The sequence below is a fragment of the Neorhizobium sp. JUb45 genome (assembly GCF_004343585.1).
GTDB lineage: Bacteria > Pseudomonadota > Alphaproteobacteria > Rhizobiales > Rhizobiaceae > Neorhizobium.
The window spans coordinates 203,259-229,099 of sequence record NZ_SLYW01000002.1 but is presented as its reverse complement, the minus strand read 5'-3'; the positions used below and the strand labels follow the sequence as shown (position 1 = coordinate 229,099).

26 protein-coding genes are annotated in these 25,841 nt (G+C 59.7%); 18 read left to right on the top strand and 8 right to left on the bottom strand.

Annotated features, from left to right (window positions below):
- Positions 1 to 849 carry a TIGR01459 family HAD-type hydrolase gene (locus EDF70_RS07730; RefSeq protein WP_132272786.1) on the bottom strand — a complete coding sequence of 283 codons (849 nt, stop codon included), beginning with the start codon at positions 847 to 849 and terminating at the stop codon, positions 1 to 3.
- 132 nt (positions 850 to 981) lie between these two features.
- Entirely contained in the window at positions 982 to 2,325 is a 1,344-nt protein-coding gene (chrA, locus tag EDF70_RS07725) for a chromate efflux transporter (protein ID WP_132272785.1), read from the bottom strand.
- 189 nt (positions 2,326 to 2,514) lie between these two features.
- Here chrA and EDF70_RS07720 point away from each other — a divergent pair, with 189 nt between their 5' ends.
- From EDF70_RS07720 to EDF70_RS07695, 5 genes are all read left to right on the top strand, one after another.
- Positions 2,515 to 3,039, top strand: coding sequence for a hypothetical protein (locus EDF70_RS07720; protein ID WP_132272784.1), 525 nt, complete (start codon positions 2,515 to 2,517; stop codon positions 3,037 to 3,039).
- A gap of 213 nt (positions 3,040 to 3,252) precedes the next feature.
- Positions 3,253 to 3,549: a co-chaperone GroES gene (gene groES, locus EDF70_RS07715; protein ID WP_132272783.1), complete on the top strand. Its 297-nt coding sequence runs from the start codon at positions 3,253 to 3,255 to the stop codon at positions 3,547 to 3,549.
- Between the two features lie 70 nt (positions 3,550 to 3,619).
- Positions 3,620 to 5,263 carry a chaperonin GroEL gene (groL, locus tag EDF70_RS07710; RefSeq protein ID WP_132272782.1) on the top strand — a complete coding sequence of 548 codons (1,644 nt, stop codon included), beginning with the start codon at positions 3,620 to 3,622 and terminating at the stop codon, positions 5,261 to 5,263.
- 148 nt (positions 5,264 to 5,411) lie between these two features.
- Complete coding sequence (locus tag EDF70_RS07705; protein WP_132272781.1) at positions 5,412 to 6,737, top strand: carbohydrate kinase family protein; 1,326 nt, start codon at positions 5,412 to 5,414, stop codon at positions 6,735 to 6,737.
- Positions 6,738 to 7,462: 725 nt separating this feature from the next.
- Positions 7,463 to 9,001 (top strand): cation:proton antiporter, encoded by a 1,539-nt coding sequence (locus tag EDF70_RS07695; RefSeq protein ID WP_132272780.1) that lies wholly within the window; start codon positions 7,463 to 7,465, stop codon positions 8,999 to 9,001.
- A gap of 60 nt (positions 9,002 to 9,061) precedes the next feature.
- Here the strand turns inward: EDF70_RS07695 and EDF70_RS07690 are convergent, their stop codons facing one another.
- The gene (locus tag EDF70_RS07690; RefSeq protein WP_132272779.1) at positions 9,062 to 9,385 is read right to left on the bottom strand and encodes a hypothetical protein; all 324 of its coding nucleotides are present in this window, start codon (positions 9,383 to 9,385) and stop codon (positions 9,062 to 9,064) included.
- A gap of 259 nt (positions 9,386 to 9,644) precedes the next feature.
- Between EDF70_RS07690 and EDF70_RS07685 the strand changes: the two genes are divergently transcribed.
- Positions 9,645 to 10,100 carry a DoxX family protein gene (locus tag EDF70_RS07685; protein WP_165931962.1) on the top strand — a complete coding sequence of 152 codons (456 nt, stop codon included), beginning with the start codon at positions 9,645 to 9,647 and terminating at the stop codon, positions 10,098 to 10,100.
- A gap of 82 nt (positions 10,101 to 10,182) precedes the next feature.
- Here EDF70_RS07685 and EDF70_RS07680 read toward each other — a convergent pair whose 3' ends face one another.
- The 4 genes from EDF70_RS07680 to hisS all read right to left on the bottom strand — a co-directional run bounded on the left by EDF70_RS07680 (position 10,183) and on the right by hisS (position 14,369).
- On the bottom strand, positions 10,183 to 10,791 hold the full coding sequence (locus tag EDF70_RS07680) for a class I SAM-dependent methyltransferase (protein WP_132272777.1): 609 nt from the start codon (positions 10,789 to 10,791) through the stop codon (positions 10,183 to 10,185).
- A 27-nt stretch (positions 10,792 to 10,818) separates the two neighbouring features.
- On the bottom strand, positions 10,819 to 11,517 hold the full coding sequence (hisG, locus tag EDF70_RS07675; protein WP_132272776.1) for an ATP phosphoribosyltransferase: 699 nt from the start codon (positions 11,515 to 11,517) through the stop codon (positions 10,819 to 10,821).
- On the bottom strand, positions 11,517 to 12,626 hold the full coding sequence (locus EDF70_RS07670) for an ATP phosphoribosyltransferase regulatory subunit (RefSeq protein ID WP_132272775.1): 1,110 nt from the start codon (positions 12,624 to 12,626) through the stop codon (positions 11,517 to 11,519). The genes hisG and EDF70_RS07670 overlap by 1 nt, the downstream gene beginning before the upstream one ends.
- 222 nt (positions 12,627 to 12,848) lie before the next feature.
- Positions 12,849 to 14,369, bottom strand: a complete 1,521-nt coding sequence (hisS, locus tag EDF70_RS07660) for a histidine--tRNA ligase (RefSeq protein ID WP_132272774.1) — start codon at positions 14,367 to 14,369, stop codon at positions 12,849 to 12,851.
- Positions 14,370 to 14,756: 387 nt separating this feature from the next.
- On the opposite strand from hisS, the gene EDF70_RS29930 reads away from it, so the two are divergent.
- The 5 genes from EDF70_RS29930 (at position 14,757) to EDF70_RS07635 (ending at position 17,458) form a co-directional block, all read left to right on the top strand.
- Positions 14,757 to 14,990: a DUF6290 family protein gene (locus EDF70_RS29930; RefSeq protein ID WP_165931961.1), complete on the top strand. Its 234-nt coding sequence runs from the start codon at positions 14,757 to 14,759 to the stop codon at positions 14,988 to 14,990.
- 33 nt (positions 14,991 to 15,023) lie between these two features.
- Positions 15,024 to 15,806 carry a hypothetical protein gene (locus EDF70_RS07650; protein WP_132272772.1) on the top strand — a complete coding sequence of 261 codons (783 nt, stop codon included), beginning with the start codon at positions 15,024 to 15,026 and terminating at the stop codon, positions 15,804 to 15,806.
- Positions 15,807 to 15,847: 41 nt separating this feature from the next.
- Positions 15,848 to 16,219: a hypothetical protein gene (locus tag EDF70_RS07645; protein ID WP_132272771.1), complete on the top strand. Its 372-nt coding sequence runs from the start codon at positions 15,848 to 15,850 to the stop codon at positions 16,217 to 16,219.
- A gap of 55 nt (positions 16,220 to 16,274) precedes the next feature.
- Complete coding sequence (locus tag EDF70_RS07640) at positions 16,275 to 16,649, top strand: DUF305 domain-containing protein (protein WP_132272770.1); 375 nt, start codon at positions 16,275 to 16,277, stop codon at positions 16,647 to 16,649.
- 98 nt (positions 16,650 to 16,747) lie between these two features.
- Positions 16,748 to 17,458 carry an HAD family hydrolase gene (locus tag EDF70_RS07635; protein ID WP_132272769.1) on the top strand — a complete coding sequence of 237 codons (711 nt, stop codon included), beginning with the start codon at positions 16,748 to 16,750 and terminating at the stop codon, positions 17,456 to 17,458.
- On the opposite strand, the gene EDF70_RS07630 is transcribed toward EDF70_RS07635, so the two are convergent.
- Complete coding sequence (locus EDF70_RS07630; protein ID WP_132272768.1) at positions 17,445 to 18,068, bottom strand: DNA-3-methyladenine glycosylase I; 624 nt, start codon at positions 18,066 to 18,068, stop codon at positions 17,445 to 17,447. The two genes, EDF70_RS07635 and EDF70_RS07630, sit on opposite strands and share 14 nt — an antisense overlap.
- Before the next feature lie 244 nt (positions 18,069 to 18,312).
- Between EDF70_RS07630 and EDF70_RS07625 the strand changes: the two genes are divergently transcribed.
- From EDF70_RS07625 to EDF70_RS07595, 7 genes are all read left to right on the top strand, one after another.
- On the top strand, positions 18,313 to 19,131 hold the full coding sequence (locus EDF70_RS07625; protein ID WP_132273672.1) for a L,D-transpeptidase: 819 nt from the start codon (positions 18,313 to 18,315) through the stop codon (positions 19,129 to 19,131).
- 165 nt (positions 19,132 to 19,296) lie between these two features.
- Positions 19,297 to 19,986 carry a L,D-transpeptidase gene (locus EDF70_RS07620; RefSeq protein WP_132272767.1) on the top strand — a complete coding sequence of 230 codons (690 nt, stop codon included), beginning with the start codon at positions 19,297 to 19,299 and terminating at the stop codon, positions 19,984 to 19,986.
- A 312-nt stretch (positions 19,987 to 20,298) separates the two neighbouring features.
- Complete coding sequence (locus EDF70_RS07615) at positions 20,299 to 20,826, top strand: NUDIX hydrolase (RefSeq protein WP_132272766.1); 528 nt, start codon at positions 20,299 to 20,301, stop codon at positions 20,824 to 20,826.
- 123 nt (positions 20,827 to 20,949) lie between these two features.
- The gene (locus EDF70_RS07610) at positions 20,950 to 22,455 is read left to right on the top strand and encodes an inorganic phosphate transporter (RefSeq protein ID WP_132272765.1); all 1,506 of its coding nucleotides are present in this window, start codon (positions 20,950 to 20,952) and stop codon (positions 22,453 to 22,455) included.
- A gap of 23 nt (positions 22,456 to 22,478) precedes the next feature.
- Positions 22,479 to 23,216, top strand: coding sequence for a 16S rRNA (uracil(1498)-N(3))-methyltransferase (locus EDF70_RS07605; RefSeq protein ID WP_132272764.1), 738 nt, complete (start codon positions 22,479 to 22,481; stop codon positions 23,214 to 23,216).
- Between the two features lie 137 nt (positions 23,217 to 23,353).
- On the top strand, positions 23,354 to 24,727 hold the full coding sequence (locus tag EDF70_RS07600; protein ID WP_132272763.1) for a glutamate--cysteine ligase: 1,374 nt from the start codon (positions 23,354 to 23,356) through the stop codon (positions 24,725 to 24,727).
- Between the two features lie 191 nt (positions 24,728 to 24,918).
- A complete protein-coding gene (locus EDF70_RS07595) occupies positions 24,919 to 25,779 on the top strand; it encodes a DUF937 domain-containing protein (RefSeq protein WP_132272762.1) in 861 nt (286 codons plus the stop codon).
- Positions 25,780 to 25,841: the final 62 nt, after the last annotated feature.

The following is a 25,841-nucleotide window of genomic DNA, read 5'->3' as shown; positions in this document are numbered from 1 at the left end:
TCAGGCCAGCCGTGGCATCCAGAATTTTGGCGTGGCATTTTGTTCGGTCAGCCAGGCCTTCAGGATCGCTTCGTCCGTCTGGCCGCCCACCGTGTATTCGGCAGCATGGATACCGCCGCTGATATAAAGCAGGTCGAGTTCTTGTGAAAGCGCACCGCGCACATCGGTCGGCATGCCGTCACCGATCGCCAAGATCTTCGAGCGCTCGAAAGGACCGCGCACCGCTTCCGCTTCGGCGATTGCCGCCTCATAGATCGGGTGATGCGGCTTTCCGGCAATCCGGCTCTTGCCGCCGAGCTGTTCGTAATAGGCGGCAACGGCACCGGCGCAGGGGATCATCTTGTGGCCGCGCTCGACGATCAGGTCCGGGTTGGCGCAGATGAACGGCAGGTCGCGGGCGACCCATGCCTTCAGCATGTCGGTATAATCTTCCGGCACTTCCTTTTCGTCATCGAAAAAGCCGGTGCAGACGATACTTTCCGCCTCTTCCGCGGATGTAACGGTGACGTCGAGATCATCAAGCAGGTTGAGGTCACGCTCGGGACCGAGCAGAAACACCTTTTTCGGGCCTTCGGCGATCAGTTTGCGGGTGACATCACCCGAGGTGACGATGCGGTCATAGGTTTCGTCGGCAACGTGAAGCGCGCGCATCTGGGTGATGACATCGGCCGAACGGCGCGGCGAATTGGTGATGAGGACAACGGTGGCGCCGGCCTTGCTGGCGGCAGCAAGCGCTTCGCAGGACTGCGGAAAGGCTTCAACGCCGTTATGCACGACACCCCAGACATCGGAGAGAACGACGTCATAACCGCCGGTCACGTCGCTCAAATTCTGGATACGCTGTGTCATGCCTGCCCTGTCCATTCATCAATAAAGCTTGCGTTCATGTCGCAAAGCACAATGACGATGGCAAGGGCATTTGCTGTTTCAGCCGATATTTCACGTCCGCGTCATAAGCGGGGTCATATGCAGGGTTGCGGGTCAACCAAGCCCCGACAGCCGCAGCGCGAGGCCGGCGACGGCGCAGAAACAGAGCACCGGCACGACACCGAGTTTGAAGCGGAACAACAGCAGCGCCGACACGAGAAAAAGCGCGACAGCGGCGAGATCAATACTCGAAAGAACCGGCACGGACACGGTCAAACCGAGCGACGGCGCGACCGGCAGTTTTATCACCTCTGCAAAAAGGACATGCAGGCCGAACCACAAAGCAAGGTTCAGGATCACCCCGACAACTGCTGCGGTGATGGCCGAAAGTGCCGCCGACAGGACCGCATTGCCGCGCATCCGTTCGATGAAGGGCGCACCGGCAAAGATAAAAATGAAGCTCGGCACAAACGTGGCCCAGGCCACCAGCACGGCACCGAGTGCCCCACCGGCGATGGCGCCAAGTCCCGAGGTTTCGCGAAAGCCAACAAGGAAGCCGACAAAGGAAAGCACCAGAACCAGCGGACCGGGTGTGGTTTCGGCAAGCGCCAGACCATCCACCATTTCACCAGGCCTCAGCCAGCCGTAATCCTCCACCGCTACCTGCGCCACATAGGCCAGAACCGCATAAGCGCCGCCAAAGGTCACCAGCGCCATGCGCGAGAAGAACGAAAACATCGCCGAGAGACTTTCGGGCGCATGCAACGCCCAGAGCAGAAACAGCGGCGCCTGCCAGACGGCGACCCATAACAGCAGCGAGGCAATGGCGCGCAACGGCCGGGGTTTGGCCGTCGGTTCAGCGGATGAAGCGAGCGCACTTGCCGGCTGCAGGCCTGTTTTCACGGCAATGACACCGGCAATGCCCGCAACAAGAACAACGATCGGAAATGGCAGACCAAAGAAGAACAGCGCGATAAAGGCAAGCGCCGCGATGGTCCGCAGAAAACCCGTTTTCAACGTCTTGCGTCCGAGCCGGATCACCGCCTCGACGACGATGACAAGCACCGCCGCCTTCAAGCCAAAAAACAGGCCGTCCAGCCATGTCGTCTCCTGCCAGAGACAGTATGCCGCCGACAGGCCGATCATCACGAACAATCCCGGCAGAATGAACAGCAGGCCGGCAATGATGCCGCCTCTTATGCCGCCGACCAGCCAGCCGATATAGGTGGCCAGCTGCTGCGCTTCCGGCCCCGGCAGAAGCATGCAGTAATTCAGCGCGTGCAGAAAACGCTCTTCCGAGATCCAGCGTTTTTCCTCCACAAGACTACGGTGCATCATGCCGATCTGGCCGGCGGGGCCGCCAAAGCTCAAGCAGCCGATGCGGGCGAAAACGCCCGTCAGTTCGGAAAGCGTCGGCCCCGCGCCGCCCTGTTGTTCCACGCCATCGATTGCCGCCATGTGTCCCCCTCACCCTGCGACAATATGGCCGCAAGGAATTCCCTAAAAACGTCATGTAAAGAACGTATGACGCACATTGCGGGTTGTGATTTTCCTGCGACTACACTTCCTAGCCTCTGTTCAGACACGGGCGTTACGGTCATATAACCAGTATTGTCAGTTTCAAAACCCATTCGGATAAGAACAAATATGCGCAGATCTGTAAAAACAGCTTTGAGTTTTTCACTTTTTCTGGCGCTCGGAGCGTCGCAGGCAAATGCGCAATCCGGCTTCTGCATGGAGAAAATCCATGACCTCAAGCTTGATCCGGCCATTATGGGCGAAGGGTTCAAAGTCGATTACATGGACGACGGTTCGCTTCAGATCATCTGCCCCGACTGCCAGGACACCCGCTTCGTTGCCATCTTTCTGGGCATGAACGATGACAGGGAACAGGGCTTGAGAGACGGCACTATCACCGCCGCCACCCTGACCGCAAAATGCCTGAAAACCGGACCGAATTGCAGCGCCGCCACGTTTGTCGAAGGACCTTCCGTCGGTTACTGGCTGGAAAACAAGTTTCTCGACAAGGCCCAGCGCCGTTACGCTTTGTATAACGGCGGCAAGGTGTTGACTGTGAGAGGGACTGGTCCGCTGGCCGACCAGGAAAAGATTTCGGCAAACACCGAGGCTGTTTTCCGCGCCGTCCTGCCGCAAATGCATTGCGGTGCATAAGCACCGGGTGAGGCGTTAAATTCCTGCCACACAATGCCGTTAACGCTGTTTCGCAAGCCGCGGCACCATGTGCTGAAATTTTGCGAGCCTTCCTTGACTCAGGGTATGGCCGGTCTTATCTCGGTCACGCTGGCACTCACATATGGAGAGTGCTAACACCCATCACGCGGGCCTCACCGGCCCGTCCATGTCATTTGATCGAGGGATTAGACAATGGCAAGCACAACTTTCCGCCCCCTGCATGACCGCGTTGTCGTCAAGCGCGTCGAGTCCGAAGAAAAGACCAAGGGCGGCATCATCATTCCTGACACCGCCAAGGAAAAGCCGGCTGAAGGCGAAATCATCGCTGTTGGCCCGGGCGCACGCGACGACAAGGGCACGCTCGTTGCTCTGGATGTCAAGGTCGGCGACCGCGTTCTGTTCGGCAAGTGGTCGGGCACTGAAGTCAAGCTCGATGGCGTCGACCTTCTGATCATGAAGGAATCCGACATCATGGGCGTTATCGGCTGATTTTTCAGTCGAACCTTCTCCACCGATAATCAGAAATCACCATTGAGCTTAAGCTCTAGGAGTTCTCAAAATGGCAGCTAAAGAAGTAAAATTCGGCCGCTCTGCGCGCGAAAAGATGCTGCGCGGCGTCGACATCCTCGCTGACGCAGTGCAGGTTACCCTCGGCCCGAAGGGTCGTAACGTCGTTATCGACAAGTCCTTCGGCGCTCCGCGCATCACCAAGGACGGTGTATCGGTCGCCAAGGAAATCGAACTTGAAGACAAGTTCGAAAACATGGGCGCCCAGATGGTCCGCGAAGTTGCTTCGAAGACCAACGACATCGCCGGCGACGGCACCACGACTGCAACCGTTCTGGCCCGCGCGATCGTTCGCGAAGGTGCAAAGGCCGTTGCTGCCGGCATGAACCCGATGGACCTGAAGCGCGGCGTTGATCTCGCTGTTGCAGAAGTCGTCAAGGACCTGCAGGCGAAGGCCAAGAAGATCTCCACCTCGGCTGAAGTTGCCCAGGTCGGCACGATCTCGGCCAACGGCGACAAGCAGGTTGGTGCAGACATTGCCGAAGCCATGCAGAAGGTCGGCAACGAAGGTGTTATCACCGTCGAAGAAGCCAAGACCGCTGAAACCGAACTCGAAGTCGTCGAAGGCATGCAGTTCGACCGCGGCTACCTGTCGCCTTACTTCGTGACCAACCCGGAAAAGATGATCGCCGATCTCGACGACGCTTACATTCTCCTTCACGAGAAGAAGCTGTCGAACCTGCAGGCGATGCTTCCGGTTCTGGAAGCCGTCGTTCAGACCGGCAAGCCGCTCGTCATCATCGCTGAAGACGTCGAAGGCGAAGCGCTTGCTACGCTCGTCGTCAACAAGCTGCGTGGCGGCCTGAAGATTGCTGCCGTCAAGGCTCCGGGCTTCGGCGATCGCCGCAAGGCCATGCTGGAAGACATCGCCATCCTCACGGGCGGCACCGTCATTTCCGAAGACCTCGGCATCAAGCTCGAAAACGTCACCCTCGACATGCTCGGCCGTTCCAAGAAGGTTTCGATCTCCAAGGAAAACACCACCATCGTTGATGGTGCTGGCCAGAAGGCTGACATCGAAGGCCGCGTTGCCCAGATCAAGGCGCAGATCGAAGAAACCACTTCGGACTACGACCGCGAAAAGCTGCAGGAACGTCTTGCCAAGCTCGCTGGCGGCGTTGCCGTCATCCGCGTTGGCGGCTCGACCGAAATCGAAGTCAAGGAACGCAAGGACCGCATCGACGACGCTCTGAACGCGACGCGCGCTGCTGTTCAGGAAGGCATCGTACCGGGCGGCGGCGTAGCCCTGCTCCGTTCTGCTTCCAAGATCACCGTCAAGGGCGAGAACGACGACCAGGAAGCTGGCGTCAACATCGTTCGCCGCGCTCTGCAGTCGCTGGTTCGCCAGATCGCAGAAAACGCCGGTGACGAAGCTTCGATCGTGGTCGGCAAGATCCTCGAGAAGAACGAAGACAACTACGGCTACAACGCCCAGACGTCTGAATATGGCGACATGATCGCCATGGGCATCGTCGACCCGGTCAAGGTTGTTCGCACGGCTCTGCAGAACGCAGCTTCGGTTGCTTCGCTGCTGATCACCACCGAAGCCATGATCGCCGAAATCCCGAAGAAGGATTCGGCTGGCGGCGGCATGCCTGGCGGCATGGGCGGCATGGGCGGTATGGACATGATGTAAGACCGAAAGGTCTTATGTCTGAGCCAACCGGTTCAGGATTACGAAAAGGGCGGTCGCAAGGCCGCCCTTTTTTATTGCCTATCAACAAAATACATCTAAGGATTGCACCAACCAAACCGTAATTATTTATGTTTCCGTGAGGCTCGATATGTCGAGACTTAGAAAATTATATATAATTCTCATCTTGATTATTGGTTCGGCCTCTTCCGCCGCCATAATTTATTTTCTATCCAACCCAGCACCATCCCTTGGCGGACTCGGAATTGCAGTATCTGTTGCTATTGCAACACTTCTGCACAAAGAAATAACTGATACATTTAAGAAAAATCAGGACATTGAGTCCACGAACGACGAAATATTCAATATATACAATTCTTTTTACCCGAAAAAAGATAACGAGTTTCTGAACGACGTTCTAGTCATCACCGCCAATAACTATGACTATTTCTTCACCGTCTCACGCCAAATCAAGCCAAACCGTGAAATGGTCGCATTGACTAGAAGCCAGTCGCCAGGTGGTTCGGGAGCAAATACGGCCTATCTACTTGGACGCCTGGACCGGCGCGTATCCTTGTGCGGCGTGCTCGGTACAAAATCGCCAGGTGACGAATTACAAAAGGACCTCGACGAGGCTCGTATAGATACCTCCCTACTTGTCAGAATGGATGAGAAGCCCGGGGAAACCATCGTACTCGTAGACAATACAGGCAGTCGTTTTATCTGCGTATCTCCCGGCGCAAATCTTCGGGCTGCGGGGGAGTTATCAAAAGCGATGCCGCAGATTCTTGAACGTGCAAATAATAGCGCCTTTGTACATATATCTTCGTTCGTCCAAGAGGCCGATGCTCGGGAGGGCAGCAGGCCTGATCATGATATGTTACCCGTCATGAGACAATTAGTGGCGGGGCTTACACCAGATGTCATCTGCTCATTTGTTCCCGGGGACCTTCATTCCGTCGTTGGAGCGCAGAATGATTACAACGAGTTGATGATATCGCGCGCTGATATAATATTTTTATACGAGCACCAACTAATGTATTTGTTGGACGGTGTCGCGGAAGGGGACTGTACCACCGAGCGATTGCTGACGCTCGTGGATCGCTTCCTGACATTCCGTAGCAGACTGAGCCAGAGGCCACAGGTTCTGCTTTGCATCAAACGGCCAGAACGGCAGGAAACACGACCTACACACCCAATGCACCTCACCGTCGTGCTGGGTACGGACAAGATCGTCAAACACTGGGACAGATCGATACCTGCGCCGCAAGGATTGATATATCGTGACGGAACCGGCGCAGGTGATGCCGCAGCAGCCGGCATTATTGATGCCCTGCTTAGTGGCAAAGAGCTTTCCAAAGCAGTAGACCACGCAGCAGAGCTATCCTATTTCATAGCTAGTGAAATAGGCACGCGGACAGGCATTACTAGCTATCTTACCCGCGCGTCGATCTCCAATCGCCCATTCATAGACTGACAAAGATCGTGTAAGGCGTTGATCCGCAGCGCGCTTTCAGATTGGGAATCTAATGCCTTTTCGGCGGCACCGATAGCACTGCATCATTCTGTAGAGCCTTAATTGCGACCTACCGCTGATCAGATAGACTGATATCGCGAGTGATTGCGGCGCACATACAGGAACCTCGCCCGCCTGTTTCCACATTATCCCGAGAATGGGGTCGACGTGCTCGGCGATGCGATTTTCACGTCGGATAGTTCGGCAAGGCTGACCATAAGCACCATACTGCTAGAGCGTGTCGCAGCTAATCTGCGCCATTCTGTTGGCTTAGACGGAGTCGGATATTCGTTCGGCCGGCGCGCGTCGTAGCCACAGCATACGGCCAAGCCGGCCGAACGAATAGGCGGCCCGTATCAGCCAACCCCGAAGGGGCCGGGCATCTTTGCGTAAGGATCAGAGGCGATCGGCTCGAACGTACCTTCGGGTATGCCCTTCGCCAATCGCCTCTGCCCTGACGAAAACCTGCTCAGGCAGAATGACGCAGATTAGCTGCGACACGCTGTAGGTGTATGGAACATCCGATGTCATTTATGTTTTTGTAACTGCAGCCACCATCTACGAGAGGCCATAGTGCTGTTCGATTGAGCCCTTCCGCTGGCCAAGCGGCCGGTTCTGCCTATCTAACATCAAAACCACTGTGGCCCGCCCCGCCGCATTGCCCTCTCTGCCATCAGGATCCCCGCATGAGCTTCTTCGAAAGCCTGCTCGTCCTTCTGCTTGTCGCGGTTGTGCTCCTGCAATTCTCGCGGCGTTTGCGCGTGCCCTATCCTTCCATGCTGGCCATGGCGGGGGCCGCTGTCGCGCTGGTGCCGGGCATGCCGTATATTTCGCTCGATCCGCATGTGGCGCTCGCCCTCTTCATCGCCCCTGCGCTGATGGATGCGGCCTTCGATTTTCCGGTCGGCACCGCCAAACGCTTCTGGCTGCCGTTGCTGGTGTTTGCAATCGGTGGCGTCATCCTGACGGCCGCAAGCGTTGCCTGGCTCGGTTGGGCTTTTGCCGGCCTGCCCTTTGCCGCAGCCCTCGTGCTCGGCGCCATCGTGGCACCGCCGGATGCGGCAGCAGCCACCGCCGTGCTCTCTTCCATGACCATTCCGCGTGATACGGACACGATCCTGCGCGGCGAAAGCCTGTTCAACGATGCCGCCGCGCTGCTGATCTTCGATGCCGCGCTCGCCATTCAGTCGGCCGGTGGGGTCGATCGTGAGGTGGCGATGCATCTTGGCCTTGCCGTGCCCGGTGGCATTGCGCTCGGGCTCGCGGCGGCATGGACATCACAACGTCTGCGGCGGTTCGTGGCCGGCACGCTCGGCGGCATCGTACTGCAGTTCGTGCAGACCCTTCTGCTCTGGGTCATCGCCGAACGGCTGGAGCTTTCCGCGGTGCTCGCCATCGTCACTTTTGCGATGGCGATGGCGCGCAGCCCGACACAATCCTCCACTCGCATGCGGGTGCAATCCTACGCGGTGTGGACCGTCGTCGTGTTCGTGCTCAACGTCATGGCCTTCCTGCTGATGGGCATGCAGGTGCGTGATATCGTGCAGCAAATGGAGGCAGGCCATCTGGGGCAGGCAATCGCCTTTTCGCTGGCGGTGATTGCCGTCGTGGTGGTGGTGCGCCTTGCCATCTGCGTCGGCTTCAACCGCATCCATGCGTGGTTCGTGATGCGGCGCGGCGAGCCGGAACCGGCCACTGTGACACAATCGCTGCTGGCCGGCTGGTGCGGCATGCGCGGACTGGTGACGCTGGCCACCGCCTTCGCCCTGCCCGCCGATTTTCCGCAGCGCGACATCGTGGTGCTGACCGCCTTTGCGGTGGTACTGGCAACGCTTGTGGTCCAGGGGCTGACGCTGACGCCGATCATCCGCTGGCTGAAACTCGACCGGCGGGAAGCGGGACACGGCGAGATGATCCATCTGCGCGGAAAAATCGCTCAGGCGGGGCTTTCGCGTCTGGAAGATATTGCCGGACCGGAAGCCGAGCTTCTGCGCAGCAAATTTTCCATCGAACGCACCGCCGCATCCAACGAGGCGGCGGAACAGTCGCTCGACATCTATCGAAAACTGGCTTTGAAAGCGGTTGCCGCCCAGCGTGAAAAGCTCGAATACCTGCGCTCAAGGCAGTTGATCAATGTCGAGGAATACAATTTCCTGCTGGAGGAAATCGACTGGCGGGAGCTTTCGGTGCTGCCGGAACATGCACGACGGATCGAGGAAAGCTGACAACAAAAAACCGCCCGGCTCATTTCCAGAACCGGGCGGCGAACTGTGGCTGAACGTGGCTTAGTAATAGCCGCGGCCGTTATTGCTCTTGCGATAAATGTTTTTCGAAGCGCGGTTCTGCATGCGCTCGACCTGGCGGCGTTCGCGTGGCGATACGTAACCGTCGCGGGCGGCATGGCGCTTGGCGCGATCGATGCGGTGCTGCTGGCGCTGCAGCTGGCGATATTCGCGCGGGGTCAGTTCGCCACGGCGGGCATTGCGATGAATGCGGTATTCCTGGCGGGATTCACGCGCCTCGCTGCGGTGGCTCTGCGCCTGTGCCATCGGTGCTGCGGCAAAGGTGATGGTCAGCAGGGCGAGCGCGCTGATGATGATCTTTTTCATGGGTATCCTCCTTGTCGGCGCAGTTTTGCTTTGGGCAGTTTTGGTTTCGCCGATGTTTCTATTGGCGCAAACTGGCGCTTCAACCCTGAACCCCGGATGAAGGTTCCATTCAGGAAGCGCCTCCTCACGGCGACGTGATGTTCACCAAACGGCGACAATCCGTCAACGATCGTTCATCTATCGAAGACGCCCCAGATGGCGCACATAGGGTGCCAGAGAAACACACGCCGCCACGATGGCCGCGATCTGGAGACCAAAAATGTCCGCAAACACGCAGACCGGCAACATCATCATTCTGGTTGCCCGCATCCTTCTGTCCTTCATGTTCATCTATGCCGGCTTCGGCAAGCTGACTGACCCGTCCGGCACTGCCGGCATGATTTCCGGTGCCGGCCTGCCGGGCGCCACCGCCCTTGCCTATCTGGCCGGCCTGTTCGAATTCGTCACCGGCCTTGCCGTTCTCGTCGGCTTCCAGACGCGTATCATCGGCTGGGCGCTTGCCCTGTTCTGCATCTTCACCGGCGCGGTTTTCCACTCCGGCACGGTTGCCATTCCCGGCTGGCCTGATGGTGCACTCGGCTGGATCAACGCCCTCAACGGCATCATGCTGATGAAGAACTTTACGCTGGCCGGCGCCTATATCCTGCTCGCCACGTTTGGTCCGGGCCTCTATTCGATCGACGCCCGCCGCGGTTCTGTCGCAATCGCCGCGTAAGTTACAGGCATTCCCTGCCCGAACAGATAAGCCCGCCGGATCGTCATCCGGCGGGCATTTGTTTGTGAAGAAGCTTTGATTTTCAGGCGTCGCGACGACGTGCAAGCCAGATGGTGGCACCGCCGCATTGCGGATCCTGCGCTTTGTGGGCCACCAGATCGAACCGGTTTTTGCCGAGCAACTCGGCATATTCACGCGCCGACAGCGAGGCGTGGTAGAGCGGTTCGCCGCCAAACTCACCCATCGCCACGCCTTCGAAATGGCCTGACGTGAACATCAGCGCCGCGCCCGGCGCGGTCATCACCGCAAACCGCCGGAACATTTCCCGCTGGTCATCCGGGTTCAGGTGGAAAAAACTGTGCCAGGCGATGATGCCGTCGAACTTGGTCGGGATGTAAAACTGCCGCATATCGGCGTGATACCAGCCGACGCCGGGAAAACGTTCGCGCGCCAGACCGATCAGCGTCTGCGAGCTATCCACCCCCGTCAGACGGTAACCTTCGCGGATAAGGGTGCCGGCAATCGGCTCGGCCGCGCCGCAGCCGAGATCGAGCACATGGCCGCGTGGCGGCATCATGGCCCGGAACCGATCCAGCCATGGCTTTTCGAACAGCGTGCGGCCGCGCAGCGCGTCGAAGCCGAGCGCATGGCGCTCGTAGAGATCGATGATATCGGCGTCTTCGCCCGCCATCACAAAGGTACCATTACAAAGACACCATCAGAGAACGGAACGCACCGCGTCGACGATCTTTTTCACCCGCGCATCCGTCTCGTGCTCGGCCTTGCGGGCGCGCACCAGGCAGGCTTCCGATTTCAGGATCACGCCATCCGACAGGATTTTCAGGTGGTTGGCCTTCAGCGTCGAACCGGTGGAGGTGATATCGACAATGATATCCGCCTGCCCCGCTGCAGGGGCCCCTTCGGTAGCGCCAAGGCTTTCGACGATGCGGTAAAGCTGGATGCCGTGTTGCGCGGAAAAATGCTGCTGCGTCAGCCGCCAGTATTTTGTGGCGATCTGCAGACGGCGGCCGTGGCGCGACCGAAAATCAGCGGCGACATCCCCCAAATCTGCCATGGTCTCGACATCAAGCCAGATTTCCGGCACGGCGACGACGACATCCGCATGGCCGAAACCGAGGCGGGCGGCAATTTCCATTTTTCGGTCAGCATCGATCAGGCCTTCGCGGATCAGGTCTTCGCCGGTGACCCCGAAATCGACCGTACCAGCCCCGATCTCGCGGGCAATTTCGGAGGCCGACAGGAAGGCGATCTCGATATCGTCATGGCCTTCGACCTTGCCGCGATAGGATCGCTCATTGCCGACGGCAACGATGGGCAGGCCGGCGCGCTCGAAGATGGCGGATGCATCTTCCTTCATGCGGCCCTTGGAGGGCAGTGCGATTGTAATGATGGACATCAGCGCGCCCTCGCCTGTTCGATCCGGTCGAGCCAGAGCGAAAAGCCCACGGCCGGAATGTCTTCATTGGCGCCAAGCAGCGTCATCAGCCGGTCGAAACGGCCACCACCGGCAAGCACCGCATTGTCGCGGCTCACCTCGAACACGAGGCCGGTGTAATAATCGAGCGGACGCCCGAAGGCGGCGCGGTAGGTGACCTTGTCGAGATCGACGCCGAGATCCGCCAGGGCGGCGGCGCGCGCCTCGAAGGTGACGATTGCGGCACCAAGCGCAAGGCCTGCCGCATCGGCAAAACCGGCAAGTGCTGCCGGCGCCTGCGACAGCGGCAATTCCAGCGACAGGAATTCGGTCAGAAGCACCAGCGCCGAACCATCCAGCCGTGTTTCGGCCAGCGACTGCTTTTCCTTCAGCCGCGCGGCGATTTCTGCGGGCGAACGGCTGGCATTGGTGGAATAACCGGTTTCCTGCATGGTGCGATCGATATGGGCAATCAGCGCCGCATCATCCTGGCTCAGCAGATCGGTCAGCTGCGGCGAAAGGCCGGAGGGCGTTTGCGGGCTTGCCAGCGTCATCAGCAACTGGCGCAGATGCGCATTGTTGCCAAACGACTGGATCAGCCGCTTCTGCCAGCCGCCGGGCAGGCCCAGCGCCTTGACCACGGCCTCGAACACCGCCTGATCGCCCAGCGTGACCGTCAGCTTGCGGCCGGGAATGAGGCTTTCGAGGATCTGCACGGCATCATTGACGGCGCGGGCATCGGCGGAGGCGACATTGGTCTCGCCAAGGTCTTCGATGCCGGCTTGATAAAACTCGTTATCGCCTTCGCGGCGCTGACGAAACACCTCGCCAAGATACCCGTAACGGCGCGGCGTGCCGGTGGCGCTTTCGATATGGCGCAGGCAGACGGGAATGGTGAATTCCGGCCGCAGGCAGAGGCTCTCGCCGGTTTCGCTTTCGGTGAGAAAGATACGACGGCGCAGATCTTCGCCCGCCATGTCGAGAAACGGCGCGGCCGGCTGAATGACCGGCGTATCGATACGCGCCGTGCCGCGGGCGGCAAATTCATCGAGCAGACGACCGGAAAATTCGGGCATGTTGATCAGAGGCATGGGAGCGCTCCCGGAGTGCGAAGATACCCCCCTCTGCCCTGCCGGGCATCTCCCCCACATGGGGGGAGATCGAAGGAGGCGAACTGACCACCCCAATGGTAAGGCTGCGATACAGGCAGAGTTGGGTCCGAAGCGAGGTGTTGGCGCCCAGCCGATCTCCCCCCTTGTGGGGGAGATGTCCGGCAGGACAGAGGGGGGTAGCCCCCCGCTGAAACGGCCAAATCAAACATCCTTCGCCCGCCTGCGATCTTCCGCCTGGGCAGCCAGAATGTCCTTCACCTTGGCAACCAGATCGGCTTCGGCAACGGTTTCCTGCGCCACGCGGGCTTCACGCCACGAGGCATTGTCCTCGATCTCGCCGGACAGGCGCTTGCCTTCGATCAGGTCCTTGATCTGCACGACGCCGGTTTCGCGCTCGTCACCACCCTGAATGATGGCGATCGGGCAGCCGCGGCGGTCGGCATATTTCAGCTGGTTGCCAAACTTCTTCCAGTTGCCCTGGTACATTTCGGCGCGGATGCCCTCAGTCCGCAGCGCCTGCGTAAAGCGCTGGTAACGCCCCATGCTCTCGACATCGCCATCCATGACGGTGACGAGAACGGGAGCGACAACGTCATCCTGCCCCAGCTTGCCGAGGTTTTTCAGCGCCGTCATCAGACGCGACACGCCGATGGAGAAGCCCGTGGCCGGAACCGGCTGGCCCATAAAACGCGACACCAGACCATCATAACGGCCACCGCCGCCGACCGAGCCGAAGACGACCTTTTCGCCCTTCTCGTTGGTGACATCGAAGGTGAGTTCGGCTTCGAAAACCGGGCCGGTGTAATATTCGAGGCCGCGCACGACGGAAGGATCGATCTTGATGCGATCCGGGCCGTAACCGGCGCTGGTTGCCAGCGCACCGATCGTGTTCAGCTCATCGACACCTTCGCCGCCATTGGCGGTGCCGGCGACGAGTTCAGCCAGTTGCGCGGCACTTTCCGCGTAATCCTTGATGCCGACGAAGAACAGAACCTTTTCGATCTGCTCGGCATCCAATCCCGCACCCTTGGTGAAGTCGCCGCTTTCATCCTTGCGGCCTTCGCCGAGCAGAAGCGTCACGCCTTCCGGGCCAAACTTGTCGAGCTTGTCGATGGCGCGCAGCACGTTCAGGCGCTGGCCGGCCTTGTCGTCACCGCCCAGACCGATGGCTTCCATGACGCCATCCAGAACCTTGCGGTTGTTGACGCGGATCACGTAATCGCCGCGCTTGATGCCGAGCGCTTCCATCGTGTCGGCCATCATCATGCACATTTCGGCATCGGCCTGAACGCCCGGCGCGCCGACCGTATCGGCATCGAACTGCATGAACTGGCGGAAACGGCCCGGACCCGGCTTTTCGTTGCGGAACACATAACCGGCGCGGTAGGTGCGGAACGGCAGCTGGATCTCGTTGAAGTTTTCCGCGACATGGCGAGCGAGCGGCGCGGTCAGGTCATAACGCAGCGACATCCACTGGTCGTCATCGTCCTGCAGCGAGAAGACGCCTTCGTTGGGGCGGTCGCTGTCGGGCAGGAATTTGCCGAGCGCATCGGTATATTCGAACAGCGGCGTTTCGACCGGGTCGAAACCGTAACGCTCGTATACTTCGCGGATCTTGGCGGTCATCTCGTTGGTGGCATGGATATCGGCAGCCGAGCGATCGACAAAACCGCGCGGCAGGCGGGCTTTGAGTTTCTGGGGCTTCTTCTGCTTGTCGCTCATGATCGGATATCCATTGCCTGCGGGCCTCTAAGGAAAGGCCGGATTATTGTGCGGTTTCTTAGAGGATCGAGACTTGTGCGGCAAGGGCGAGCGCTGGCGCATATGGAATTGTGACGGCGTCGCGACCTCTCTTCGATCTTCCCCCATGTGGGGGAGATGTCACGATAGTGACAGAGGGGGGTGAGCAACGGTGCGGCAAAGATTGGGAAAACGGCTTTGCGCCAGTATCACCCCCCTCTGCCCTGCCGGGCATCTCCCCCACAAGGAGGGAGATCGGCTGAACGGCAGCCTCCCAATTCCATATGCAAAAACCTTGGCGGCAAGGGCGGCGCTGGCGAAGTGTGCCGCACAATGGTATGTAAAATGCACGTTGAGGGGATCATCACGATGGAAAAGCGTGTCGCCGTTGAAATCCCGCAAGCCATGTATCGGCTGCTCATGCGATATGCCGACATACACGGCTTCGATACCGACGCTTATGTTGCACAAGTCCTCCACAAGCATATTGAGGATTTACATGATATTGCTGCCGTTGAGGCCCACCTGGAAGAGATTCGAAACGGCAATTCGAAAACCTACACGATGGAGCAGTTGGAGCGAGAGCTTGGCCTCGACGATTGACAACAATATCGCCGGGAAACCTACCGCTAACCCATGATCCTCGAAGCCATTCAATACGCCGCCACCTTCCCCGTCACGCCCGCACAATTCCGCCCCTCCATCCGCTCCTCCGTCAACCTGTGGGCACGCGCCGGGCGTTGTGCCAGGGACTGGTCGGCGCATGAGGCGCAGTGCCAGGCTTTTATCCGCGAAACGGTTGCCGGCATGAGAGAGCGACGCACCGCCGTGGTGCTCGGGTCCGGCCTGTTGCGCGATGTGCCGGTAAAATTTCTCGCGCAAAAATTCGATACGGTCGTGCTGGTCGATCTCGTGCATCTGGCCAGCGTGCGGACGTGGCTGAAGGCAACACGCCTGCACAACACACGGCTGATTTCCCGCGATCTTTCCGGTTTCGACGATGTGCTGGCGGGCAGATCTGCCGAACCACTCGGGTTTCTGCGGCAGGTGCCCTATCTCGATCTGGTCATCTCCGCCAACATCCTCTCGCAGATCGGGGTCGGCGCGGAGCGGCGGCTGGAGACGGAAAAAAATGGTGACGTGACGGTCGTGCCAAAGCTGATTGCGGCGCATCTCGATGGGCTGGCCGGCCTGCCCTGCACAGTGGCGCTTCTGACCGATACCGGTTTTCGTGTCAGCGACCGCAGCGGCAAGGCTCTGGAAGAGGCAGACCTTCTGGGCGGCATCGCGCCACCGGCTGCGGCGGCACAGTGGCCGTGGACCGTCGTGCCATTCGGTGAGGAAAGTCGCGATTATCAGGTGGTGCACGATGTCATCGCCACATCCGCGTTCGGGCGATTTTCTGCCGATCGCGGCTGAGGCGGATTGCTTTGCCACATTGTTGGGCTAGGTTGCCCGCCATGAACCGTTTTGCTGCAACATTGATGGCGCTTGCCTGCCTGCTTTATGCGGCCATGCCGCTGGCCGCGGCACCGGTGGCTGCCGTTGCGGAACCGGCAATGGTGATGACGCATGATCATGCCGGTCATGATGCGGCCATGAAAAACATGGCGGCCATGGATCATTCCAGCCATTCCGGCAAAAGTTCAAAACCCTGCCCGCATGGCGGCAAAGGGTGTGTGACCCCGTTCTGCGCCGCCTGTCTGGTGCTGTTGCCCGATCTCGCGTTTCAGCCCTTAAGCCGCTTCGTCTCTTCCTACCCGCCCCCTTCGCCTGCACCGGAAATGGTGCCGCATGCGCCGGGCCTCGACCTTCCGCCTCCCCGAGCCTGAGTTTCGCTGTCACACTCGAACTCAAAACCCATTCTCGGACACGGAAGGACATACCATGTCTCCGAAGACTATCGCCGCTTGCCTGACCATCATGCTGCTCGGCGCAAGCCCGCTTGCCGCACAGGATCACAGCGCTCATCACGGCACGGCCGCAACGGACACGGCAGCCGCAAAAGCCCCCTCCTCGCTTGCCTTTGCCGCAGCCAACAATGCCATGCACAAAGACATGGCGATCGAATTCACCGGCGATGCCGATGTGGATTTCGTGGCCGGCATGATCCCGCATCATGAAGGCGCCATCGCCATGGCCAGGGTGCAGTTGCAATATGGCAAGGACCCGGAAATCCGCAAACTGGCGGAAGCGGTGATTGCTGCGCAGACGGCCGAGATTGCCGACATGAAGGCATGGCTGAAGGCGCATGCCAAGTAAGCCATCCAAGTAAACTCTGATCGTCAGGCAGGGCGGAAAACTTTCCGCCTTGCCTGATATCCGCACGCTGTCCATATTCCGGCTGGAGGATTTTTGTCATGACCATGCGTCCCATCACGGCGATCGGCTTCGATGCCGACGACACGCTCTGGCAGAACGAACAGTTCTTTCGCTCGACCGAAAGCCACTTTTCCGGCCTGCTCAAGGAATTTGCCGAGCACGACATCGTTTCGGAAAAGCTGCTGGAAGCGGAAAAGCGCAATCTCGATTTCTACGGATACGGCATCAAGGGTTTTGTGCTGTCGATGATCGAAACCGCCATCGAGGTGACCGACGGCAAAGTCGAGGCGCGCACGATCGGCGAGATTTTGGATGTCGGCCGGGAGATGCTGCGGCATCCGGTGGAAACCCTGCCGCATGTGCGCGAAACATTGGAGGCGCTGTCAGGTCATTACATGCTGGTGCTGATCACCAAGGGCGACCTGTTCGATCAGGAGCGCAAACTGGCGCAATCGGGGCTTGGCGATTTTTTCGATGCGGTGGAGATCGTTTCGGAAAAGAGCGCGACCACCTATCGCCGGGTGTTTTCACGCGTGGCGGATGGGCCGGAGCGGGCGATGATGATCGGCAATTCGCTGAAATCCGACATCGTGCCGGCGATTGCCGCGGGTGCCTACGGCGTGTTCGTGCCGCATGAGCTGACCTGGATTCTCGAGCATGTGGAACCGCCGACCGATGCGCCGCGGTTTCGCCAGATCGCCCATCTCGGCGAACTGCCTGATATCCTCGACAGGATCATGGGCGCTTGAACGCCGCCCTCAGCCGGTCGTTTTCCGGCTGGCAGAAACAGCCGTCGAGATGGTCGTTCACCATCCCCATGGCCTGCATGAAGGCATAGACGGTGGTCGGGCCGACAAAGGTCCAGCCGCGCTTTTTCAGGTCCTTCGAAAGCCGCGTGGAGACCGGCGTGGTCGGGTTGGCGCGCAGAGTTTCGTGATCCATGACCAGCGGACGCTCATGGGCCTGCGGCTCGTAGGACCAGAAGAATTTGGCAAGCGAGCCGAATTCGTCGCGCAAAACGATGGCGCGGCGGGCGTTGTTGATGGTCGAGACGATCTTGCCGCGGTGGCGGATGATGCCGGCGTCTGCCACACAACGGGCGATATCCTCCTCGCCGAACAGCGCCACCTTGTCGAAATCGAACCCTGCAAAAGCTGACCGAAAATTCTCGCGCTTGCGCAGGATCGTCAGCCAGGAAAGGCCGGACTGAAACCCTTCCAGGCAGATCTTTTCGAACAGCCGGATATCATCGGTGACGGGGCGGCCCCATTCCTCGTCATGGTAACGGCGGTAATCTTCCAGCCCGCCATGCCAGGCGCAGCGGAATTTGCCGTCATCGCCTTCGATAATGCCTGCCATCGCTCAACCATCCCGCCCGTTAACGCCATCTCGACGGCCTTCATAACACGTCAACCATGTCTTCCAACCACCCGGTAACCCTGCCGAAAGGTTTATGCAAAGCCCGGCATTCGGCGGACACCACATTTACCATTCGCTTGTGAATTGCCCCCAAGGTTTGCGCAGGATCAAAGCCGCAAGCGGATGAGACATTCCCGCAATCGGACAAGTAAACGCGTTGGAGCCGATGACGATGAAGAAGAACATGCCTTGCGCCAAATTGCTGGGGTTTCTTGCCCTCGGGCTTGCCACCACAGTCTCCTTCACACCGGCCAACGCACAGGATCGCTACCGCGAACGTCCGCCGGTCGTCGTCAGCCCCGACCTGACCGCACCCTGGCTGATGCAGCTGGGTGCAGCACCATCGCAGGCCGCGCCGCGTTACCGCACCGCGGCTCCGCAGCCGCAATATTACCAGCCGCAGGCGCAGCCGCGCCGTAGCCAGCAGGCCCGCCAGTATCTGTTCCCGCCGGCCCCTTCGCGTGCCGCCCGCCCGGCGCGCCCGCAGCAGGGGGCCCAGCAGGTGGCGATGCGCCGCCCCAACCTGCCGGTCATCCAGGGCAAGATCGAGCCGCAATTCCTGCCGCAGACAGTGTCCTACGAGACGCAGTATCCGGCCGGCACGATCGTCATCGATACCAATAACCGCTTTCTCTATCTCGTGCAGGCCGGCGGCCAGGCGATGCGCTACGGCGTCGGCGTCGGCAAGCCGGGTTTCGAATGGGCCGGCGAACACAAGGTGACCCGCAAGGCCGAATGGCCGACCTGGATCCCGCCGCAGGAAATGATTACCAGAGAAGCCGCCAAGGGCCATTACCTGCCCGCGCGCATGGACGGCGGCCCGGAAAACCCGCTTGGTGCCCGCGCCATGTATCTCGGCTCGACGCTTTACCGCATCCACGGCACCAATGCGCCCTGGACGATCGGCAGCGCCGTGTCTTCCGGCTGCATCCGCATGCGCAACGAGGATGTGACCGACCTTTACGAGCGCGTGAATGTCGGCACCCGCGTCATCGTCATCTGATCAGGCTTATGTAACTCCGTATTTTGCCCGGAAAATGTGACAAGATAGACACGATGGCAGACGTATAACGCTGCCCGTTTGTTCACATTCGTCATTCCTGATCTTGCCGTAACCATCAGGCCGGGACATTTTGTCCCGGCTTTTTTGTTATTGAAGGGGAACCTGATGAAGTCGGGTAAAATGTTGTTCGCTATTGCGGCAATGGGTTTGAGCATGTCGCTGGCGCTGCCGGTCAGCCAGGCAAGCGCGCAGTCGCGCCAGCCGCAGACGACGGCAAGCGATGTCGCGCCTTCGGTGCGCAACAAGCCGGTTCCGGAAAAATTCCAGCGCCGCATGGTGCGCTTCGCCACCAATGAAGCCCCCGGCACGATCATCGTCGATACCAACAACAAGTTCCTCTACCTCGTCGAAGGCAAAAACCGCGCGACGCGTTACGGTATCGGTGTCGGCCGCGAAGGTTTTGGCTGGTCGGGTGAAGTTTCGATCGGTCGCAAGGCCGAATGGCCGACATGGACGCCGCCGGCCGAGATGCGCGCCCGCGAAGCCCGCCGCGGCATCAAGCTGCCTGTCGTCATGCAGGGCGGCCCGGAAAATCCGCTCGGCGCCCGCGCCATGTATCTCTACAAGGGCGGCCGTGACACCATCTTCCGCATTCACGGCACCAACCAGCCGTGGTCGATCGGCCTCAACCTGTCGTCGGGCTGCATCCGCCTGATGAACAAGGATGTCGAACATCTTTATGCCCGCGCAGCCGTCGGCGCCAAGGTTGTCGTCATCGGTCCCGGCTCCAAGCCCGGCGACGTTGCTTTCAAGGATCGCGGCGTCGATATTTTCCGAACCATTTTTGGTGGTTAAAATGCCCGCTCCGGCAGCGTGATCGCGCTGCCGGAGCGTCGGACTTCAGACAATCGCCCGGTAAAATCCGGCAATTGTCACAGGACAGAGCAAAATCCGACATTTCTGTCGCATTGAGAACAGATTTTGCCGTATTATCTGGATAAATGAACAGCTGTGCAAAGCACCGCTTGACGGAAAATTATCCGCAATCACAATCTGTTCGGACGCACGCGCTCGCGGGTGATTCTCCTTTACGCAAGGGGTTTATACTCTCGATTGTGACAGCGAATACATATATTAGCATTGAATCATCTAGGAGATTCACAGAAATTGGGCTTTATCGACCGCGTCACCACCAATGTTCGTCTGATGTTGCAGCGACCACCGCGGCAGCAATATGCGGCTTTGTGCTATCGCGTTCGCAAGAAGCAGGCGGGTCAACTCGAAGTGCTTGTCATGACCAGCCGTGACACCGGTCGCTGGGTGATCCCCAAGGGCTGGCCGATGGAAGGCAAGAAGGCGCATGCCGTCGCCGAACGCGAAGCCTATGAAGAGGCCGGCGTGAAGGGCAAGGTGTCGAAGGATCCGCTCGGTCATTTCCACTACCGCAAGACGCTGTCCAACGGCGTGAAAGTGCCGGTTCTTGTGCAGGTACATGCGCTCGAGGTGGAGGAAATGCTGAAAACCTTCCCCGAAAAGGGCAGTCGCAAATACGAATGGGTAAGCTGCGAAGTGGCAGCCAGCCGCGTCAATGAGCCTGAACTGAAGATCCTGTTCATGCAGTTCGGCGGACGGATGTATTCCAACGCCACCGAGCCAGCCGCTCCGCCCTTCTCCGCCAAGACTGCCGGTGCCTGAGCACGTTTTTTCCGCCAATATTCTCCGCACAAGCCAAATCTGGAACGTTGCCGGCATCGGCTGCGTTCGGCGATCATCGGCCAAGCGACCGACGCTCTCACGATGCCATCAGGATAGACTGGAATGCCGCCCAACAGACCCCGTTTGGCCAAGCCGACGCTGGACAAGGATCTCGAAAAGATATCGCGCCTTGAAGAAGCAACGCGTTATCTCGGGCGCGGCGTGGCGATACACGGCACGGCACTGATATTTCTGATCCTGATGGCCGTGCTGGCCGGCAGTTTCGTCACCGGCCGGGCGGATGTCTTTCTGGTCGTCTGCGCGGCAGCGATTGCCGGTTACATGGCGATGAACATCGGCGCCAATGACGTCACCAACAATATCGGTGCGGCGGTCGGCGCGCGCGCCATGACCATGGGTTTCGGCCTTGCGCTGGCCGCCGTGTTCGAAATCGCCGGTGCCGTGATCGGCGGCGGCGGCGTCGCCGATACGATCGCCAACGGCATCATGCGGCAGGGCGTGATCACCGGCCCCGACGTGATGATCTGGGCGATGATGGCCGCCCTTCTCTCCGCCGCGATCTTCATCAACATCGCCACATGGCTCGGCTGGCCGATCTCCACCACCCATTCGATCGTCGGCAGTGTGATGGGGTCCGGCATCGCCGCCGCCGGCATTTCCGCCGTCGACTGGGCGACGGTCAGCGGCATTACCGCCAGCTGGGTGGTCTCGCCGCTTCTGGGCGCCGTCTTCGCCGCCGGTTTCCTGTTCCTCATCAAGGAAACCATCATCTACCGCGAGGACAAGATCGCCGGTGCAAAACGCTGGGTGCCGGTGCTGATCGGCATCATGACCGGTGCGTTTGCCGGTTATCTGTCGCTGGTCGGCCTTGGCCAGCTGACCGATGTCTCGGCGCTGACGGCCACCATCATCACCATCGTCAGCGGCCTGCTGTCATGGCGGCTGCTGATCCCCGTCATCGCAAGGCAGGCGGAAGGGCTGGAGAACCGCAACCAGTCGCTGCGCAAGCTTTTCCGTATTCCGCTGGTATTTGCCGCAGCCCTGATGTCCTTCGCGCATGGTGCCAATGACGTCTCCAACGCCATCGGGCCGCTGGCCGCCATCGTCTCGGCCTCGCGCCATGGCGCGATCGGTTATGTCGAGGTGCCGATGTGGGCGCTGGTCATCGGTGGGCTTGGCATCTCGCTCGGTCTTTTGCTCTACGGTCCAAAGCTGGTCAAACTGGTCGGCTCGGAAATCACCAAGCTCAACCCCATGCGCGCCTATTGCGTATCACTGTCGACGGCGTTGACGGTCATCACCGCATCCTGGATCGGCCTGCCGGTATCATCCACCCATATCGCCGTGGGCGCGGTTTTCGGGGTCGGCTTTTTTCGCGAATGGTACACCCGCCATTCCCGCCGCCGTTACGAATATGTTCGCGTGCGCGCCGGCGAAGAGATCGACACGGTGGAGCCGTTCGAACGCAACGATTATGAATTCCGGCACCGTTATCTGGTGCGACGTTCGCATTTTCTGAGCATCATTGCCGCCTGGATGATCACCCTTCCTTGCGCTGCCGCCCTTTCGGTCGTTATGAGCCTGATCATGTTCGCGATCTTTCTGTGATCGCCAAGACGGGATTTTAGATCATGCGCGCCAATTTTCGGATGCAGCGGCTTTATGTGGAAGCCGGGATCGCCATGGGCACGCCGCTCGAGGCGACGACCGAACAGTTCAACTATCTCGTCAACGTGCTGCGCATGACGGCGGATGCCGAAGTGCTGATCTTCGATGGCCGCAACGGCGAATGGCGGGCACGCCTGACCTTCCCCAGCCGCAAGAAACTGCTGCTGGAGCCGGTCGAGCAGACACGGCCGCAGCCGGACGCGTCCGACCTGCATTACCTGTTTGCGCCGCTGAAAACCGGACGGCTGGATTATCTGGTACAGAAGGCGGTGGAAATGGGCGCCGGCCTGCTGCAGCCCGTGATGACCCAGCATGTGCAGGGCAAGATCACCAATATCGATCGTCTGCAGGCCAATGTCATCGAGGCCGCCGAACAGTGCGGCATATTGTCGATCCCTGAAGTGACGGCACCGAAAAAACTGACCGATCTTCTCGAAACTTGGCCGGCGGAGCGACGTATCATCTTCTGTGACGAAGGCGACGAGGGCCAGAACCCGCTGCCGATCCTCTCCGCCATCACGGAGAAAAAACTGGCACTGCTGGTCGGGCCGGAAGGCGGGTTTTCGGAAGAGGAAAGGCAGCTTTTGCGCAGCCTCCCCTTCGTGACCGCCATCCCTCTCGGCCCGCGAATTCTCAGGGCCGATACGGCGGCGGTGGCGGCTCTCACCGTCATTCAGGCGGCAATCGGCGACTGGCGATAAACAAGCGCGGCAGATTTGACACACAATCGCCTCATTTTCTGAAGGCTTGTTGAAACAAATTCACTTGCACCGCACATGAAAGCGGTTCAAGCAGCCGGACGTTCGTCAAAAATACGGCACTCCAAAAGGTACTCTTCATGGCACGTGATACCACCGATCACACTCCCCTCACTTCGGTGTCCGAACTCTCGGCCTATCTGGCCGGTGGCGCCAAGCCCAAGGAGAACTTTCGGCTGGGCACGGAGCATGAAAAGTTCGGCTTTTTCACCGATAGTCTTGGCCCTGTTCCCTATGAAGGCGAAGCCAGCATTTCCGCGCTTCTCAAGGGCATGCAGGACAAGCTCGGCTGGGAGCCGATCATCGATGCCGGCAAAGTCATCGGCCTTGGCGAAAAGGACGGCATGGGCGCGATCTCGATCGAGCCGGGTGGCCAGTTCGAGCTTTCCGGCGCGCCGCTGAAGACGCTGCACGAGACGCAGGCCGAAACGGAACACCATCTGGCCGTTCTGAAGGAAGTGGCCGACCCGATGGGCATCCGTTTCCTCGGCATCGGCGGCAGCCCGAAATGGTCGCTTTCCGAAACGCCGCGCATGCCAAAATCGCGTTACGACATCATGACCCGCTACATGCCGAAGGTCGGCAGCAAGGGTCTCGACATGATGTACCGCACCTGCACGATCCAGGTGAATGTCGATTTCGGCTCGGAACTCGACATGGCGCGAAAACTGTCGCTGTCGATGAAGCTGCAGCCGCTGGCAACCGCGCTGTTTGCTGCCTCTCCCTTTACCGAAAACCGCCCGAACGGCTTCCTCTCCTGGCGCGGCGATATCTGGGGCGATACCGACAACCAGCGCTCCGGCCTGTTGCGCGCCGCCTTCGAGCCGGGTTTCTGTTTCGACAGTTACGTGGAATGGGCGCTCGACGTGCCTATGTATTTCATCGTTCGCGATGGCCGTTATCGCGACTGTACCGAGATCACCTTCCGCCAGTTCATGGATGGCGCGCTGAAGGGCAAGATCGAAGACTGGGAGCCGACGCTCGGCGACTGGACCAACCACCTTTCCACGCTGTTCCCCGACGTGCGCCTGAAGCGTTACCTCGAAATGCGCGGCGCCGATGGCGGCCCGCTGTCGCATATCTCGGCGCTGCCGGCCTTCTGGGTGGGTCTTCTCTATGACGACGCGGCATTCGAGGCCGCCGAGGCGATGACCGCCAACTGGACCTTCGAGGATGTGCAGTCGCTGCGCGACGCCGTGCCGACCGTCGGCCTTTCGTCGGAACTGCGCGGCACGCCGCTGTTCGATGTCGCCCGCGATATTCTCGACATCTCTTCGGCCGGCCTGAAAGCCCGCGATTACCGCAATGCCGAAGGCGCCGACGAAAGCATCTATCTGGCGCCGCTTGATCGCATCCTGAAGAACAAGGCGACATTGGCGCAGGAACTGCTGACGCTTTACAACGGCAGCTGGCTGAACAGTGTCGATCCGGTTTTCGAACACTACCAGTACTAAATCCGTCGACACCCTTTGCGCGAATAAGGAACCAAGTTTCGCGCAAAGACTTTCCCGGTATAGTGTTGCGCATCGCTTTGTAGAATTTCATCGATTTTCGACAGCTCGGTGCGCGACATCAAAGCGCTGCATGGCCTTGAGCGAGATAATCGCCGGGCCATAGGCGATTTGTTTCCGGAAAGGTTGGGCAGATGCTGCCGTTGTTCGAGATGATGCTGAAAGCCCAGAACGGCGCTGTCACCGAGGCGCTGGCGAAACAGTTCGGGCTGGCGCAGGAACAGGCGGCGGAAGCGATTGCGGCGCTGGTGCCGGCTTTCTCATCCGGCCTCAAACGCACCACCGCCAACCCCTACGACGTCGGCCCGCTGATGGCGGCGATGTTTTCCGGCGCTTACGGCAAATATTTCGAGGATGTCGGCAAGGCCTTCACCGATCAGGGCAAGGCGGATGGCAATATCGTGCTGGAGCGCCTGTTCGGCTCCAAGGACGTGTCCCGCGCCATCGCGGCGCAGGCGGAACAGTTTACCGGCATCGGTCAGGACGTGTTCAAGCGGATGATGCCGGCCATGGCCGGCGCTATGATGGGCGGGCTGTTCAAGCAGGCGACCGGGCAGCTGGGCGATACGGACATCTATCCGATGGCGGCGATCGGCCAGCACTGGATGAAGATGATGGGGTTTGGCAAGGCTGCCTCGAAAACCGCCGCCCACGACAATGACACATTCCCATCCGCCTTCGACAACCCTTATGCCAAGACAATGCGCGCCATGTGGGGGCTGGAAAAGGCCGAACAGCCACAGGCAACAGCCTTCAACCCGTTTGCCGACAATCCCTTCGCCAAAAGCTTTCAGGAGATGATGGCCGGCAGTTTTGGCGCCCAGCCGATGGGCCGGCCAACCGCCCCTTCCCCGAGCGCGGAGACCGCTTCCACCAACCCGCTGATGGATGCGATGAACAGCATGTTCGACAGCGGGCTGGACGTGCACAAGAGCTACCAGAAAAACATGGAAGCGATCTTCGACCGCTATCTCGGCCCGATGGAAAAACACTGAGCATAAAAAAGCCCGGCGCGGAAAACCGGGCCGGGCAAAGGCAGGGCTATTGGCATGACCCT